General features: G+C 69.0%; 13 protein-coding genes. 4 read left to right on the top strand and 9 right to left on the bottom strand.

Annotation, left to right across the window (positions count from 1 at the left end; genetic code table 11):
- Window positions 1-59: 59 nt before the first annotated feature.
- The 4 genes from ACFWBF_RS26425 to ACFWBF_RS26410 all read right to left on the bottom strand — a co-directional run bounded on the left by ACFWBF_RS26425 (window position 60) and on the right by ACFWBF_RS26410 (window position 4,243).
- The gene (locus ACFWBF_RS26425) at window positions 60-1,685 is read right to left on the bottom strand and encodes a cytochrome bc complex cytochrome b subunit (RefSeq protein WP_385606238.1); all 1,626 of its coding nucleotides are present in this window, start codon (window positions 1,683-1,685) and stop codon (window positions 60-62) included.
- Window positions 1,682-2,740 carry a Rieske 2Fe-2S domain-containing protein gene (locus tag ACFWBF_RS26420; RefSeq protein WP_385606236.1) on the bottom strand — a complete coding sequence of 353 codons (1,059 nt, stop codon included), beginning with the start codon at window positions 2,738-2,740 and terminating at the stop codon, window positions 1,682-1,684. Before ACFWBF_RS26420 ends, ACFWBF_RS26425 begins: the two co-directional genes overlap by 4 nt.
- Window positions 2,737-3,546: a c-type cytochrome gene (locus ACFWBF_RS26415; protein WP_385606234.1), complete on the bottom strand. Its 810-nt coding sequence runs from the start codon at window positions 3,544-3,546 to the stop codon at window positions 2,737-2,739. The genes ACFWBF_RS26420 and ACFWBF_RS26415 overlap by 4 nt, the downstream gene beginning before the upstream one ends.
- A 76-nt stretch (window positions 3,547-3,622) precedes the next feature.
- Window positions 3,623-4,243, bottom strand: a complete 621-nt coding sequence (locus tag ACFWBF_RS26410; protein WP_385223116.1) for a heme-copper oxidase subunit III — start codon at window positions 4,241-4,243, stop codon at window positions 3,623-3,625.
- A gap of 176 nt (window positions 4,244-4,419) precedes the next feature.
- Between ACFWBF_RS26410 and ACFWBF_RS26405 the strand changes: the two genes are divergently transcribed.
- Window positions 4,420-4,824: a hypothetical protein gene (locus ACFWBF_RS26405; RefSeq protein WP_385223118.1), complete on the top strand. Its 405-nt coding sequence runs from the start codon at window positions 4,420-4,422 to the stop codon at window positions 4,822-4,824.
- A 95-nt stretch (window positions 4,825-4,919) separates the two neighbouring features.
- Here ACFWBF_RS26405 and ACFWBF_RS26400 read toward each other — a convergent pair whose 3' ends face one another.
- The 4 genes from ACFWBF_RS26400 to coxB form a co-directional block, all read right to left on the bottom strand.
- Complete coding sequence (locus ACFWBF_RS26400) at window positions 4,920-6,164, bottom strand: Ig-like domain-containing protein (RefSeq protein ID WP_385606232.1); 1,245 nt, start codon at window positions 6,162-6,164, stop codon at window positions 4,920-4,922.
- A 137-nt stretch (window positions 6,165-6,301) separates the two neighbouring features.
- On the bottom strand, window positions 6,302-6,700 hold the full coding sequence (locus ACFWBF_RS26395) for a cytochrome c oxidase subunit 4 (protein ID WP_385223122.1): 399 nt from the start codon (window positions 6,698-6,700) through the stop codon (window positions 6,302-6,304).
- A complete protein-coding gene (ctaD, locus tag ACFWBF_RS26390) occupies window positions 6,697-8,427 on the bottom strand; it encodes a cytochrome c oxidase subunit I (RefSeq protein ID WP_385606230.1) in 1,731 nt (576 codons plus the stop codon). The genes ACFWBF_RS26395 and ctaD overlap by 4 nt, the downstream gene beginning before the upstream one ends.
- Window positions 8,424-9,398 (bottom strand): cytochrome c oxidase subunit II, encoded by a 975-nt coding sequence (coxB, locus tag ACFWBF_RS26385; RefSeq protein ID WP_385606228.1) that lies wholly within the window; start codon window positions 9,396-9,398, stop codon window positions 8,424-8,426. Before coxB ends, ctaD begins: the two co-directional genes overlap by 4 nt.
- Before the next feature lie 283 nt (window positions 9,399-9,681).
- Here coxB and ACFWBF_RS26380 point away from each other — a divergent pair, with 283 nt between their 5' ends.
- Entirely contained in the window at window positions 9,682-11,061 is a 1,380-nt protein-coding gene (locus tag ACFWBF_RS26380; RefSeq protein WP_385606226.1) for a cysteine desulfurase/sulfurtransferase TusA family protein, read from the top strand.
- A gap of 147 nt (window positions 11,062-11,208) precedes the next feature.
- Here ACFWBF_RS26380 and ACFWBF_RS26375 read toward each other — a convergent pair whose 3' ends face one another.
- Window positions 11,209-12,186: a carbohydrate kinase family protein gene (locus ACFWBF_RS26375; RefSeq protein ID WP_385606224.1), complete on the bottom strand. Its 978-nt coding sequence runs from the start codon at window positions 12,184-12,186 to the stop codon at window positions 11,209-11,211.
- 132 nt (window positions 12,187-12,318) lie between these two features.
- Here ACFWBF_RS26375 and ACFWBF_RS26370 point away from each other — a divergent pair, with 132 nt between their 5' ends.
- Both ACFWBF_RS26370 and ACFWBF_RS26365 read left to right on the top strand, forming a co-directional pair.
- Window positions 12,319-12,534: a hypothetical protein gene (locus tag ACFWBF_RS26370; RefSeq protein ID WP_385606222.1), complete on the top strand. Its 216-nt coding sequence runs from the start codon at window positions 12,319-12,321 to the stop codon at window positions 12,532-12,534.
- 245 nt (window positions 12,535-12,779) lie between these two features.
- The gene (locus ACFWBF_RS26365) at window positions 12,780-14,276 is read left to right on the top strand and encodes a hypothetical protein (RefSeq protein ID WP_385606220.1); all 1,497 of its coding nucleotides are present in this window, start codon (window positions 12,780-12,782) and stop codon (window positions 14,274-14,276) included.
- The last annotated feature ends 54 nt before the right edge of the window (window positions 14,277-14,330 follow it).

The raw sequence follows: 14,330 nt of genomic DNA, 5'->3' as shown, positions 1-14,330 counted from the left end.
CTCGCCGTGGCGACACCAGGACTGACCGAAATCAGTCCCTCATGCGGGGATCACGGGGATCAGTGGTGGCCGTGGCCGCTCTGGATCTCCTTGTATTCCTCCACCGTGGGCTTCGGAATCTGGTTGTTCTCGCCGTAGTAGCCCTTGCTCAGCTTCGCGCGGAGCTTCTCGGTGAGCTTCACCTTGCGCTTGACACCGTTCTCGTCGACCGTCGGGCCGATCTCGACCGGCTTGTACTGCTCGTACGAGGTGAGCGTGTGCAGCTTGCCCTGCGAGAGCGGCTCGTGGATCTCGACGAACTCACCGTGCGGCAGGCGCTTGATGATGCCGGTCTCGCGACCGTGCAGCACCTTGTCCCGGTCCCGGCGCTGGAGGCCGAGGCAGATCCGCTTGGTGATGACGAAGGCGATGACCGGAAGGACGAAGAAGCCGATCCGGGCGAACCAGGTGATCGAGTTGATCGACAGGTGGAAGTACTGCGCGAACATGTCGTTTCCACCGGCGATCAGCAGGATGACGTACCACGCCAGCCAGGCCACACCGAACGCCGTCCGGGTCGGGACGTTGCGCGGGCGGTCCAGGATGTGGTGCTCGCGCTTGTCCCCGGTGACCCAGGACTCGATGAACGGGTAGACCGCGATCGCGACCAGGACCAGCGGGAAGATGATCAGCGGGACGAACACACCCAGGACGAGGGTGTGGCCCCACAGGTTGATCTCCCAGCCGGGCATGGCACGGATGAGGCCCTCGGAGAAGCCCATGTACCAGTCGGGCTGCGCACCGGTGGACACGTGGTCCGGACGGTACGGGCCGAGCGCCCAGATCGGGTTGATCGAGGCGATGGCCGAGATGGCCGCGATGACACCGAAGACCAGGAAGAAGAAGCCTCCGGCCTTGGCCATGTAGACCGGCAGCAGCGGCATGCCGACGACGTTCTTCTCGGTCTTGCCGGGACCCGCGTACTGGGTGTGCTTGTGGTACACGACGAGGATCAGGTGGGCCACGATCAGGCCCATCATGATGCCCGGCAGCAGCAGGATGTGCACCGAGTAGAAGCGTGCGACGAAGTCGCCGCCCGGGAACTCGCCGCCGAAGAGGAAGAACGACAGGTACGTGCCGACGACCGGCACGGACAGGATCGCGCCCTCCATGAAGCGGACACCGGTGCCCGAGAGCAGGTCGTCCGGCAGGGAGTAACCGGTGAAGCCGGTGAACATGCCGAGGACCAGCAGCAGGAAGCCGAAGATCCAGTTGACCTCGCGCGGCTTGCGGAAGGCGCCGGTGAAGAAGACGCGCATCATGTGCACGAGCATCGCGGCGATGAAGATCAGCGCCGACCAGTGGTGGATCTGCCGGATGAGCAGACCGCCGCGGACGTCGAAGCTGATGTGGAGCGTCGAGGCGAAGGCCTCGGACATCATGACGCCCTGCAGCGGCACGTACGAACCGTCGTACGTGACCTCGTTCATGCTCGGGTGGAAGAACAGCGTCAGATACACACCCGTGAGGATGAGGATCGTGAAGCTGTAGAGGCAGATCTCACCCAGCATGAAGGACCAGTGGTCCGGGAAGATCTTGCGCATGTTCGCCTTGGCGAGGGCGTAGATGCCCAGGCGGCCGTCCGCCCAGTCGGCTACGCGCTCGCCGGCAGGCGCTTTGCGTTCGGTTTCAGTGGCAGTGCTCATCCGCGCTCCCAGAAAGCAGGACCGACGGGCTCTTCGAAGTCGCCGAGCGCCTCGAGGAAACCTTCGTCATTGACGCCGATCCGCAGCTGCGGAAGCGCGTGACCAGCCGGGCCGAAGATGACTCGGGCGCCGTCGGAGAGGTCGAAGGTGGACTGGTGGCACGGGCAGAGCACGTGGTGCGTCTGCTGCTCGTACAGGCTGATCGGGCAGCCGACGTGGGTGCAGATCTTGGAGTAGGCCACGATTCCGTCGTGGGACCACTCCAGCTCCTGCTTGTCCTTGATGTCCTCCGGCTTGATCCGGACGATCATCAGGGCAGCCTTGGCGATCTGGACCTGGAAGTCGTGCTGCTCCTCCTCCAGGCCTTCCGGCAGGGCGAACGTCAGCGAACCGGTGATGACGTCCTCGGGACGCAGCGGCTCCATCGTGTTCTGGTTGATGAGCAGCTTGCCCTTGGCCCAGATGGTCTTGCGGAGCTTGTCCTCGGGCAGCGGGCCCAGGTCGCGCAGGATCACGACGGCGGACAGCGGCAGCAGGGCCAGCGCGCCGAGCATCGTGTTGCGCAGGAGCGGACGACGGGCGATGGCGGACTCGTCCGTGCCATCGGCGAAGTCCTGCATGACCTTGGCCCGGACGTCGGCCGGAGCCGCGATCTCGTGGCGCTCGTCGGCGATCTCCTCGTCGGACATCAGGGTGCGGGCCCAGTGGACCGCCCCCGCGCCGATGCAGAAGAGGGCCGTGCCCAGGGTCATGCCCAGGGCGAAGTTGAGCGCGCTCACCCTCCCGATCGGGAAGATGAAGACGATCTTTTCGACCGGGATGCTCACGTAGGCGGCGATGAAGCCGATCGTGGCCAGCATCGACAGCGTGAACAGCATCGCGACCGTGCGCTCGGAGCGCTTGGCCGCCGCCTCGTCGATGTCCTGGATGCGCGGCCTGTGGACCGGCAGGCCCGGGTCGGCGAACGGGTCGTCCGCGACCGCCACGCCACCGTGGTGCGCGTCGCCCTGCTCGCTCGGCAGGTGCTTCTCTTCGGGAATGTCTTGGCTACTCATGACTTCTTGGCCTTAGCGGTGTGGGCCGCGACCCAGACGGCGACAGCGATCAGCGCACCCAGACCGAAGATCCAGCCGAACAGACCCTCGGAGACGGGGCCGAGGCCACCGAGCTTGAGGCCACCGGGGCTGGTCGACTTCTCGCCGTTCACGGTCTGGAGGTACGCGATGATGTCCTTCTTCTGCTTCTCCGGCATGGTGCTGTCCGGGAAGGAGGGCATGTTCTGCGGGCCGGTGAGCATGGCCTCGTAGATGTGCTTCGGCTCGACGCCCTCAAGGTTGGGGGCGTACTTGCCGTTCGTCAGCGCGCCGCCCTCACCGGTGAAGTTGTGGCACTGCGCGCAGTTGTTGCGGAACAGCTCACCACCCTTGGCGATGTCGGCACCCGCCGGGTCGTACTGCTTCTCGTGCGGCGTGATGGGGCCCGCGCCGAGAGAGGCGATGTACGCGGCGAGCTGGTCGATCTGCGCCTGGGTGTAGATGACGGGCTTCTTCGGCACCTGGGCGCCGGGCTGCTGGGCGGGCATGCGGCCCGTGCTCACCTGGAAGTCGACGGCCGCGGAGCCGACGCCGACCAGGCTGGGGCCGTCAGAGGAACCCTGACCGCCGGTTCCGTGGCAGCTTGCGCAGCCCACGGCGTAGAGCTTCTTGCCCTCCTCGATGGCGAGGGACTGGGCGGTTTCATCGGCCTGCGCCTTGCCCGCGGGGGCGAAGGCGGCGTAAAGCCCCCCAGTGGCCGCCAGCGCGAGGAGTAGAACGACGACCGCCGCCAGCGGATGGCGTCGTCGTGCGGAGAGCTTTTTCACGGATTACCCCGGTGTCAGGATCTTCTGCGTCGGTGTTTCTGGATGGAGTGCCGGGTCGGGCCCGGCGACGTGTTCGCTACTTGATCAGGTAGATCGTTGCGAAGAGGCCGATCCAGACGACATCGACGAAGTGCCAGTAGTAGGACACGACGATGGCCGACGTGGCCTGTTCGTGGGTGAACCTCTTGGCCGCGTACGTCCGGCCGAGGACCAGCAGGAAGGCGATGAGACCGCCCGTCACGTGCAGACCGTGGAAGCCGGTGGTCAGGTAGAAGACCGAGCCGTACGGACCAGACGAGAGGGAGATGCCCTCGTGCTTGACCAGCTCGGTGTATTCGAACACCTGGCCGCCAATGAAGATGGCACCCATGACGAACGTGATGATGAACCACGTCCTGAGCTTCTTCACGTCACCGCGCTCGGCGGCGAATACGCCGAGCTGGCAGGTGAGCGAGGAGAGCACCAGGATCGTTGTGTTCGTCGCCGAGAAGGGCAGATTCAGGAACGATGCCTGTTCTGTCCAGTACTCGGCGCCTGTCACGGATCGCAGGGTGAAGTACATCGCGAAGAGGGCCGCGAAGAACATCAGCTCGGAACTCAACCAGATGATGGTTCCGACGCTGACGAGGTTCGGCCGGTTGACCGTCGGGTGCGCGTGCCCGGTATCTACTGTCGTTGCTGTCGCCACGACCGACATTATGTCGGTCGCTTATCCCGCCCTCACCCCGGGGGGTGCCGTTCGGAGTGTCAGGGGCGTGTGCAAGGCCCGAACGGCCCATCAGAGATGCTGTCCGAACCGATGTTGACACCGGGTCGGACGGAGTAGCATCCCGCGCATCATCAGCGTTTTTCGCGGATACGTGGAGGAACGAAATGCGGGCGACTGCGCGGGTTCTGGTCTACAGCGACGACGCGGGCACCCGGGAGCAGGTGCGGCTGGCGGCCGGGCGCAGGCCGGCCGCGGACCTGCCGCCCGTGGAGTTCCTGGAGTGCGCCACGCTGCCGGCCGTGCTGACGGAGCTGGATGCGGGCGGCATCGACGTCTGCGTGTTGGACGGCGAGGCGGCCCCGGCCGGGGGCATGGGCGTGGCCCGGCAGATCAAGGACGAGATCTTCAACTGCCCGCCGGTGCTGCTGCTCATGGGACGCCCCCAGGACGCCTGGCTGGCCACGTGGAGCCGCGCGGACGCCGCCGTCACCCTTCCGGTGGATCCTGTGGAGTTCGCGGCCGCCCTGGCGGGTCTGCTGCGCGCGCGGCTGTCTTCCTCGGCCGCGTAGGCGCTCCGGCCGCGCCGGTGGGGGCCGTACGGGCCTGCACGGCCCTGGCCGGGGCCTGTTGGGCCCTCGGGCGTGTCCGCCTGGCGGAGGCGGCCTCAGACCTGCGGGCGCAGGCGCGCCTGGTCGACGGGGCTGCGGCCTTCCTGGGTGCCCTTGAGGAGGGCGCTGCCCTCGCGCCAGTCCTTCCAGTCGAGGTTCCAGTCGCCGTAGCCGTTGCCGAAGTTGTCCATGTCGTCGCCGATGCTGTTGATCACCTTGACGATGTCGCCCTCGGTGATGTTCTCGTAGAACCAGGCGGCGTTGCCGGTGCTCATGCCGGTGCAGCCGTGGCTGACGTTCTCGTAGCCCTGGGAGCCGACGGACCACGGCGCGGCGTGGACGTATTCACCACTCCAGGTGACACGGGTCGCGTAGTAGACGGGCAGGTTGTAGTACTCGCTGCCGCCGATGCCGACCGTGTCGCCGCGCATTTGGACGTAGTACTGCTTGCCGAGCACCACCTTGATGCCGTTGCGGGTGGAGAAGCCCGGCTTCCCGGTGGTCACCGGGATGGTGTTGATCACTTCTCCGTTGCGCTTGAACGTGAGGTAGTGCGAGGAGGCGTCGGTGGTGACCTCGACGCGGTCGCCGATCTCCAGCTTGAGCGGCTTCGCGGCGACCCCGTGGAAGTCGTCGGAGATCTTGACGCCCTCCAGGTTGCTCCGTACGGAGACCTCGGTGTTGGCGGGCCAGTAGTCCTTGGGCCGGTAGTGGAGGGTCTTGTCGTCCACCCAGTACCAGGCGCCCTCGACGCCGGACGGGGCGTCGACGATCAGGCCCCGCTCGATGACGGCTCGGGCGGCCTTGTCCTTCACCGGCTCGTTGAGTTCGGCCGTGATGGGCTGTCCGACGCCGTATTTGCCCGCGTCAGGGCCGAATTCCACCTTGAGGACCTTCTTGGCCGGGGTGGTGTCGAAAGTCAGCGTGCGCTGCCCTGGAGCGCCTCGTTGGTCCTCCGTGCTCACGGTGACCGTGTAGCGCACGCCCGCGGCCATCGGGGCGGTGCTGTGCCAGCGGTCGCCGGTGGCGGACAGTTCGCCCGCCAGGCGGCGGCCGTGGTTGTCGACGGCGGTCACGTCGGTGATCCGGCCGTCGCCGCTCTTGGCCGTCACCTCGAGGGGCTTGTCGGGGTCGACGGGGCGGCTGCCGGAGGACTGGTTGAAGGCGACTTGATCGCCCGCGTCGAACGGGCGGGCTGACAGCGGGTTGTCGCCGGACCCGCATGCGGTGGCGCCGGCCCCGAGGGACGCGACCAGCAGGGAGCAGCTGAGTACCGTCCAAAGACGCGGTGAGTGCTTCATGGAGTCAACGCTATGAAGATATGACAATTACGGCGCGCGGGATGACTGCAAACGAGGGGCCCGGACCCCTCCATCGGAGGTGTCCGGGCCCCAAGTGCCTGGCTGCGCCGCCGCTCGGTGCGCGGCGCGTGGTGCGGCTACTGGTTCTGGTTCTCGCCGCGGTAGTACTCGTACACCCAGCCCCACAGGCCGACCAGGATGACGGGGGCGGAGAAGTACATCAGCCACCAGCCGAAGATCACTCCGCTGAAGGCGAGTGCGCCACCGATGGCCAGCGAGAGCGGCTGCCAGCTGTGCGGGGCGAAGAACCCCAGCTCGCCCGCCTCGTCGGCGACGTCGGCCTCCTTGTTGTCCTGGGCCATCTCGTCCACGCGCTTGGCCGTGAAGGCCAGGTAGTAGCCGATCATGACGCTCAGGCCGAAGGCCAGGAAGAGCGCGGTGGTACCGACGGGCTCCTTCGACCACACGCCGTACACGACGGCCATGATCAGGATGAAGAAGGAGAGCCAGAGGAACATCTTGCCCTGGATCTTCACTTGCCGGCCTCCTTGCCACCGGTGACGGCCTTGGCGCCGGCGCCGTGGTCCTCGAGGTGGTCGAGGGCCGCGATCTCCGGGTGATGCAGGTCGAACGCCGGGGACTCGGAACGGATCCGCGGCAGGGTGAGGAAGTTGTGCCGCGGCGGCGGGCAGGAAGTCGCCCACTCCAGCGAACGGCCGTAACCCCACGGGTCGTCGACCTCGACCTTCTTGCCGTACTTGGCGGTCTTCCACACGTTGTACATGAACGGAAGCATCGACAGGCCGAGCAGGAAGGAGCTGATCGTCGAGATCGTGTTCAGCAGGGTGAAGCCGTCGGCCGCGAGGTAGTCCGCGTAACGACGCGGCATGCCCTCGGCACCCAGCCAGTGCTGCACCAGGAACGTGCCGTGGAAGCCCACGAACAGCGTCCAGAAGGTGATCTTGCCGAGGCGCTCGTCCAGCATCTTGCCCGTGAACTTCGGCCACCAGAAGTGGAAGCCGGAGAACATCGCGAAGACCACGGTGCCGAAGATGACGTAGTGGAAGTGCGCGACGACGAAGTACGAGTCGGAGACGTGGAAGTCCATCGGGGGCGAGGCCAGGATGACGCCGGTCAGGCCACCGAAGGTGAAGGTGACCAGGAAGCCGACGGCCCAGAGCATCGGGGTCTCGAAGGACAGCGAGCCCTTCCACATGGTGCCGATCCAGTTGAAGAACTTCACACCGGTCGGTACCGCGATCAGGAAGGTCATGAACGAGAAGAACGGCAGCAGCACACCGCCGGTGACGTACATGTGGTGGGCCCACACCGTCACCGAGAGACCGGCGATCGAGATCGTCGCGGCGATCAGACCGATGTAGCCGAACATCGGCTTGCGGGAGAAGACCGGGATGACCTCGGAAATGATTCCGAAGAACGGTAGCGCGATGATGTACACCTCTGGATGCCCGAAGAACCAGAAGAGGTGTTGCCACAGCAAGGCGCCGCCGTTTGCCGCATCGAACACATGCGCACCGAACTTCCGGTCGGCCTCCAGCGCGAAGAGCGCGGCGGCCAGCACCGGGAAGGCGAGCAGGACCAGAACACCGGTCAGCAGCACGTTCCAGGTGAAGATCGGCATGCGGAACATCGTCATGCCGGGGGCGCGCATGCAGATGATCGTGGTGATGAAGTTGACCGAGCCGAGGATCGTGCCGAAGCCGGAGAAGGCCAGACCCATGATCCACATGTCGGCGCCGATGCCCGGCGAACGGACGGCGTCCGACAGCGGGGAGTAGGCGAACCAGCCGAAGTCGGCGGCACCCGAGGGGGTGACGAAGCCGGCCACCGCGATGGTCGAGCCGAAGAGGTACAGCCAGTACGCGAACATGTTCAGCCGCGGGAACGCCACGTCGGGCGCGCCGATCTGCAGCGGCATGATCCAGTTCGCGAATCCGGCGAACAGCGGCGTCGCGAACATCAGCAGCATGATCGTGCCGTGCATCGTGAACGCCTGGTTGAACTGCTCGTTCGACATGATCTGCGTACCCGGACGGGCCAGCTCGGCGCGCATGAAGAGCGCCATGATCCCGCCGATGATGAAGAACACGAACGAGGTGACCAGGTACATCGTGCCGATGGTCTTGTGGTCGGTAGTGGTCATCCACTTCACGACGACATTGCCCGGCTGCTTGCGCCTTACCGGCAGCTCGTTCTCATACGAGTCGGCGGCGGCACCCTGAGATTCGTTGAGGATGCTCACAGTTTGTTCACTTCCGCATTCCGGGCCGGGTCGGTCTGCTTGATGCCGGCCGGGAGGTAGCCGGTCTGCCCCTTCTCGGCCAGCTCCTTGAGGTGAGCGCGGTACTCCTCCGGCGAGACGACCTTCACGTTGAAGAGCATCCGGGAGTGGTCCACGCCGCAGAGCTCGGCGCACTTGCCCATGAAGACGCCTTCTTCGCTCGGGGTGACCTCGAAGACGTTGGTGTGGCCCGGGATGACGTCCTGCTTGAACAGGAAGGGGACCACCCAGAAGGAGTGGATGACGTCGTTGGACGACAGGATGAAGCGGACCTTCTCACCCTTGGGCAGGTAGAGGGTCGGACCGGGCCACCCCTTCTCCGCGTTCCGGTCACCGGGGACGCCCTTGGTGTAGACGCCCTCGGCGCCCGCGGGGAAGTCCTTGGTGAAACGGTCCGGGATGGAGGCGAGCTCCTTGGGAACCTCGCCCGCCTTGGGGGTCGCGGCGTCCCCGTCCACGTTCTCGATGTAGTTGAAGCCCCAGCTCCACTGGTAGCCGACCACGTTGATCGTGTGGGTCGGCTTGGCGGAGAGGGAGAGCAGCTTCGACTCGTCACGCGCGGTGAAGTAGAAGAGCACCGAGACGATGATGAGCGGGACCACGGTGTACAGCGCCTCGATGGGCATGTTGTACCGGGTCTGCGGGGGAACCTCGACCTTGGTCCGGCTGCGCCGGTGGAAGATGACGCTCCACAGGATCAGGCCCCACACGAGGATGCCGGTGATCAGAGCGGCAGCCCACGACCCCTGCCACAGGGAGAGGATGCGAGGCGCCTCCTCCGTGACCGGATAGGGCAATCCGAGGCGGGGGAAATCTTCCCAGTTGTACGAGCAACCAGTGGCGGTCGCCAGGACCACGCCCGCAGTCAGCGCCTGCAGCAGCTTCCGCCGCATCGGGCGCCGCGGCGAGCGGTCGGAGCCGTAGGGACTCACGTAGCGCCTTCCCGAGAGTCTCGGCCCGCGCGGCCGGCCGCGGCCGCATTCGGGTCGGTCGCCGGCCCTGACGCAGGCAGGGGTTTGGATGTTTATGCGGACCAAACCCTACTGGACGCTATTTGGGGTCGCGCGGGGAGGGTGCCCAACGCGCCGCTACTGCCCCCGAAGGGATGGATCCGCCGTACGGGGGACGGGCCCGGCCCCCCCGAATGGCGGGCTCGGGAACGCATCTGACGGCCCCTGACCTCGGACGGGCCGGGCCGGCGGCTAGCGTGACCGGATGCCGTACTTCGACACCGCGTCCGCCGCCCCCCTGCACCCCGTGGCCCGGCAGGCGTTGCAGGCCTCCCTCGACGAGGGCTGGGCCGACCCGGCCCGGCTGTACCGGGAGGGGCGGCGGGCCCGGCTGCTGTTGGACGCCGCGCGGGAGGCGGCGGCGGAGGCGGTGGGCTGCCGGCCCGACGAGCTGGTGTTCACTCCTTCGGGGACGCACGCGGTTCACACCGGCATCGCCGGGGCCCTCGCCGGGCGGCGGCGCGTCGGCGGGCATCTGGTCGTATCGGCCGTCGAGCACAGTTCCGTTCTGCACGCGGCGGAGCTCCACCAGGGGGGTGGCGGCACCGTCACCGAGGTCGGCGTGGACCGGCTCGGCGCGGTCTCGGCCGCCGGATACGCGGACGCGGTGGGTCCCGCCACCGCGCTGGCGTGCCTGCAGTCGGCCAATCACGAGGTCGGCACGGTGCAGCCGGTGGCGGAGGTGGCCGAGGTCTGCGCGGCGGCCGGGGTGCCGTTGCTGGTGGACGCGGCGCAATCGCTGGGCTGGGGCCCGGTGGAGGGGGCCTGGTCGGTGCTGGCCGCCAGTGCGCACAAGTGGGGCGGGCCGGCGGGGGTCGGGCTGCTGGCGGTGCGCAAGGGGGTGCGCTTCTCGCCCCAAGGCCCCGCCGACGAGAGGGAGTCGGGCCGCTCCCCCGGTTTCGTCAACCTGCCCGCGGTCGTCGCGGCGGCGGCCTCGCTGCGTGCGGTGCGCGCCGAGGCGGACGCGGAGGCGGCCCGGCTGCGGGTCCTCGTGGACCGGCTCCGGCGGCGGGTGGCGCGGCTGGTGCCGGACGTCGAGGTGGTGGGCGACCCGGACCGGCGGCTGCCGCACCTGGTCACCTTCTCCTGCCTCTACGTCGACGGGGAGACGTTGTTGCACGAGCTGGACCGGGCGGGCTACTCGGTCTCCTCCGGATCCTCCTGCACCAGCTCGACCCTGACGCCCTCGCATGTGCTGCGGGCGATGGGCGTGCTGTCGGAGGGGAACGTACGGGTGTCCCTGCCGGCCGGGACGACGGCGGCGGAGGTCAACGGCTTCCTGGAGGTGCTGCCGGGTGCGGTGGCCGGGGTGCGCGAGCGGTTGGGGGTCACGGAGCCGTCGCCGGTGGCGCCGGTGGCGGACTCCCTGGAGCTGGACGCGCTGGGTCTGCGCTGCCCCCAGCCGGTGATCGAGCTGGCCCGGGCGATCGGGCGGGTGCCGGTCGGCGGTACGGTCACCGTCCTCTCGGACGACGAGGTGGCCCGGCTGGACATCCCCGCCTGGTGCGCGATGCGGGGCCACGCCTACCTGGGCGAAGCCCCCCGCCCGGCGGGCACGGCCTACACGGTCCGCCGCCTGCACTGACGGGCCGACGCCGCCCCCTGGGGCTCCGCCCCAGACCCCGCGCCTCAAACGCCGGCGGGACTTGATTTTGGCTGATGCCGCCTGGCGAGGATCAGCCCCGCCGGCGTTTGAGGCGCGGGGTCCGGGGCTACGCCCCGCAGCCGGGGGCTACGCCGCGAGGTGGGACTGGACCTCCGCGGCCGCGGTTTCGCCGTAGGCCTTGGTGAAGCGCTCCATGAAGTGCGCGCGGGCCAGGGTGTACTCCTGCGTGCCCAGGGTCTCGATGACCAGCGTCGCGAGCATGCAGCCCAGCTGCGCGGCCCGCTCCAGGCCGACGCCCCAGCCCAGCCCCGTCAGGAACCCGGCCCGGAAGGCGTCGCCGACACCCGTCGGGTCGACCTTCGCGGTCTCCTCCGGGCACCCGACGACGACCGGCTCCTCGCCGACCCGCTCGATGCGCACGCCCCGCGAGCCCAGCGTGGTCACGCGCGTGCCGACCTTGCCGAGGATCTCCTCGTCGGTCCAGCCGGACTTCGACTCGATCAGGCCCTTCTCGTACTCGTTCGAGAAGAGGTACGTCGCCCCCTCCATCAGGGTGCGGATGTTCTCGCCGTCCATCCGGGCGATCTGCTGCGAGAAGTCGGCGGCGAAGGGGATCCCCCGCGTCCGGCACTCCTCCGTGTGGCGCAGCATCGCCTCCGGGTCGTCCGCGCCGATCAGGACGAGGTCGAGCCCGCCCACGCGGTCGGCGACCGACTTCAGTTCGATCAGCCGGGCCTCGCTCATCGCGCCCGTGTAGAAGGAGCCGATCTGGTTGTGGTCGGAGTCCGTCGTGCAGACGAAGCGCGCGGTGTGCAGCACCTCGGAGATCCGGACGGACTGGGTGTCGACGCCGTGCCGGTCGAGCCAGGCGCGGTACTCGTCGAAGTCGGAGCCGGCCGCGCCGACCAGGATCGGGCGGGTGCCGAGCTGCCCCATGCCGAAGCAGATGTTCGGGCCGACCCCGCCCCGGCGTACGTCGAGGTTGTCGACGAGGAAGGAGAGGGAGACCGTGTGCAGCTGGTCCGCGACCAGCTGGTCGGCGAAGCGGCCGGGGAAGGTCATGAGGTGGTCGGTGGCGATGGAGCCGGTGACTGCGATACGCACGGCGTGGATGCTCCTGCGAAGGACGGCGAGGGGACAATCCAAACTACCCGGTCGGCGGCCCGCGTCCGACCGGCCGAAACTACCCCGTAGTAGCTCTTTCTTACCGCCCCGCGCCGTGCCTAACGTGCCCCCATGACCTACACCGATGGCTTCGGGTATGCCGAACTCACCGCCGACGCGCGGCCCGGCTTCGCACGACTCCTGGGCGACTGCGCCAGGATGGCCCCGCACTGGGCGGTCCCGGCGGACCCCCGTCCGGACCGGGTGGCGCCCTCACAGATCCACGGGGTCAGCGTCCCTCCGGCCTCGGCCCGCCTGATCGCCTCCACCGCCGCGTACGGCGACTAGTGCTGTGGCCGGAAAGGTTTGCCGGGGCGCGGTGTCCGGTGCGGTGCATCGCAAGGCGGAGGACCGCGTCTCGTACTGGACGTACGTGCGCGGTCCGACAACGCGGCGAGGCGCCGTGCCGGGCGCCGCGACGCGGTGAACCTTTCCGGTCACAGCACTAGCCGGACCGCGGAACCGGATCCGCGTCTGTTCCGTCCCACCGGCACCATCAAGACGTAGGCCGGGACGGGCAAAGGAGCGATGCGGTGACCAGCGAACAACCCGACACCGACACACCCGACACATCACGGGCCACACGACGGCGGCCGGCCTGGGCCGTCGGCTCGATCGCCGCCGCCGTCCTGCTCGCCGGCGGCGGCACCGCGTACTGGGCGTCGACCGCCTACGGCGATGCCTCGCCGGGCCGTGGTCGTACGGGTGACAGCGCGGCCTCCGCGCCCCGCGTCGCCCCCTCCCCCTCGGGCCCCGGCATCGCCCCCGGCGAGCCGGACCCGTCCGGCGGCGGGGTGACCTACACGGCGGACGTCGCGCTGCCGGAGGCCCCGGCCGGGGCGCCCTCCTTCGCCGCGAGCGGCGAGGTGACCGCCGACGAGGTGGCCCGGCTCGCGACGGCCCTCGGCCTCGCCGGCGCCCCGCGGCTCAGCGGGGACGTCTGGGTGGCCGGGGAGAGCGGCGACGGCTCCGGCCCCCGGCTCACGGTGGCCCGTACCGCGCCGGGGACCTGGAACTTCTCCCGCTTCCAGGGGAACGGCAACGGCACGGGCAACGGCGCCGGGGACGACTGCGTGCGCGGCAAGGACACCTGCGGCCCGGCCACCCTCCCGCAGAGCGACCAGGGCGCCCAGGGCGAGCAGGGCGCCCGGAGCGCCGCGGGCGGCGCCGGCAAGCCGGTGACCGAAGAGGCCGCCAAGACCGCCTCGGCGCCCGTGCTGGCGGCGGCCGCCCAGAGCGGCGCCAGGCTGGACGCACGCCTCACCCAGGGCTCGATCCGCGTGGTGAGCGCCGACCCGGTGATCGGCGGGCTGCCCACGCAGGGCTGGACCACCAAGATCAGCGTCGGCGCGGACTCCCAGGTGGTGGCGGGCAGCGGTGAGCTGAAGGCCCCGGTACGGGCGGCCGAGCAGCAGGTGGTCGGCGCCGTCGAGGCGCTGGCCCGGCTGAACGCGGCGTCCTCGGGCTCCGACGGCACGGGTCCCGGCCCGAGCGGCTGCGCGACCACCGTCCCGCTGTCCCCGGACACCCCGGTCGGGCCCACGGACACGCTGCCGTGCAACCCGGAGCCGCGCCCGATGAAGCCCCCGCGGACGGAGTCGGTACGGGGGGCCGCGCTCGGGCTGGTTCCCGGGACGGTCGACGGGGCGCGGGGCCTGGTCCCGGCCTGGCTGTTCGAGGTGGCCGGCAAGGACGGCGGTCCCGGCCACACCGTGACCCAGCCCGCGGCGGCGGCCCAGGACCCCGGCCCGACGCCCGCGAAGGGACGTACCGTGCCCGGCTTCTCGTACGCGGCGCCCGACAGGAAGCTGACCGTGAACTTCTGGGGCGGGGTGTGCAGTACGTACGGCCTGGAGGTCCGGGAGGAATCGGCTTCCGTCATGGTCAAGATCACGGACACCCCGCAGAAGCCGGGTCAGGCCTGCATCATGATCGCCAAGGAGATGTCGCTGACGGCCTCGCTCCAGCAGCCGCTCGGCGACCGGAAGGTGGTCGACGCGACGACGGGCAAGCCGCTGCCCCGGCAGTAGCCGCTCGCGGCCACGCGCGTACCGCACATGCGCGAGGGGGCCACCGGTCGGATC

The sequence above is a fragment of the Streptomyces sp. NPDC060028 genome, from assembly GCF_042736725.1.
Taxonomy (GTDB): domain Bacteria; phylum Actinomycetota; class Actinomycetes; order Streptomycetales; family Streptomycetaceae; genus Streptomyces.
This window is presented reverse-complemented; position numbering and strand designations above follow the sequence as displayed.

Excerpts from the sequence above, each read along its gene's own strand:
- ACFWBF_RS26370 (WP_385606222.1), top strand. The coding sequence starts at position 12,319 with ATGACCTACACCGATGGCTTCGGGTATGCCGAACTCACCGCCGACGCG.
- ACFWBF_RS26420 (WP_385606236.1), bottom strand. The coding sequence starts at position 2,740 with ATGAGTAGCCAAGACATTCCCGAAGAGAAGCACCTGCCGAGCGAGCAG.
- ACFWBF_RS26425 (WP_385606238.1), bottom strand. The coding sequence starts at position 1,685 with ATGAGCACTGCCACTGAAACCGAACGCAAAGCGCCTGCCGGCGAGCGC.
- ACFWBF_RS26410 (WP_385223116.1), bottom strand. The coding sequence starts at position 4,243 with ATGTCGGTCGTGGCGACAGCAACGACAGTAGATACCGGGCACGCGCAC.
- ACFWBF_RS26380 (WP_385606226.1), top strand. The coding sequence starts at position 9,682 with ATGCCGTACTTCGACACCGCGTCCGCCGCCCCCCTGCACCCCGTGGCC.
- ACFWBF_RS26400 (WP_385606232.1), bottom strand. The coding sequence starts at position 6,164 with ATGAAGCACTCACCGCGTCTTTGGACGGTACTCAGCTGCTCCCTGCTG.
- ACFWBF_RS26405 (WP_385223118.1), top strand. The coding sequence starts at position 4,420 with ATGCGGGCGACTGCGCGGGTTCTGGTCTACAGCGACGACGCGGGCACC.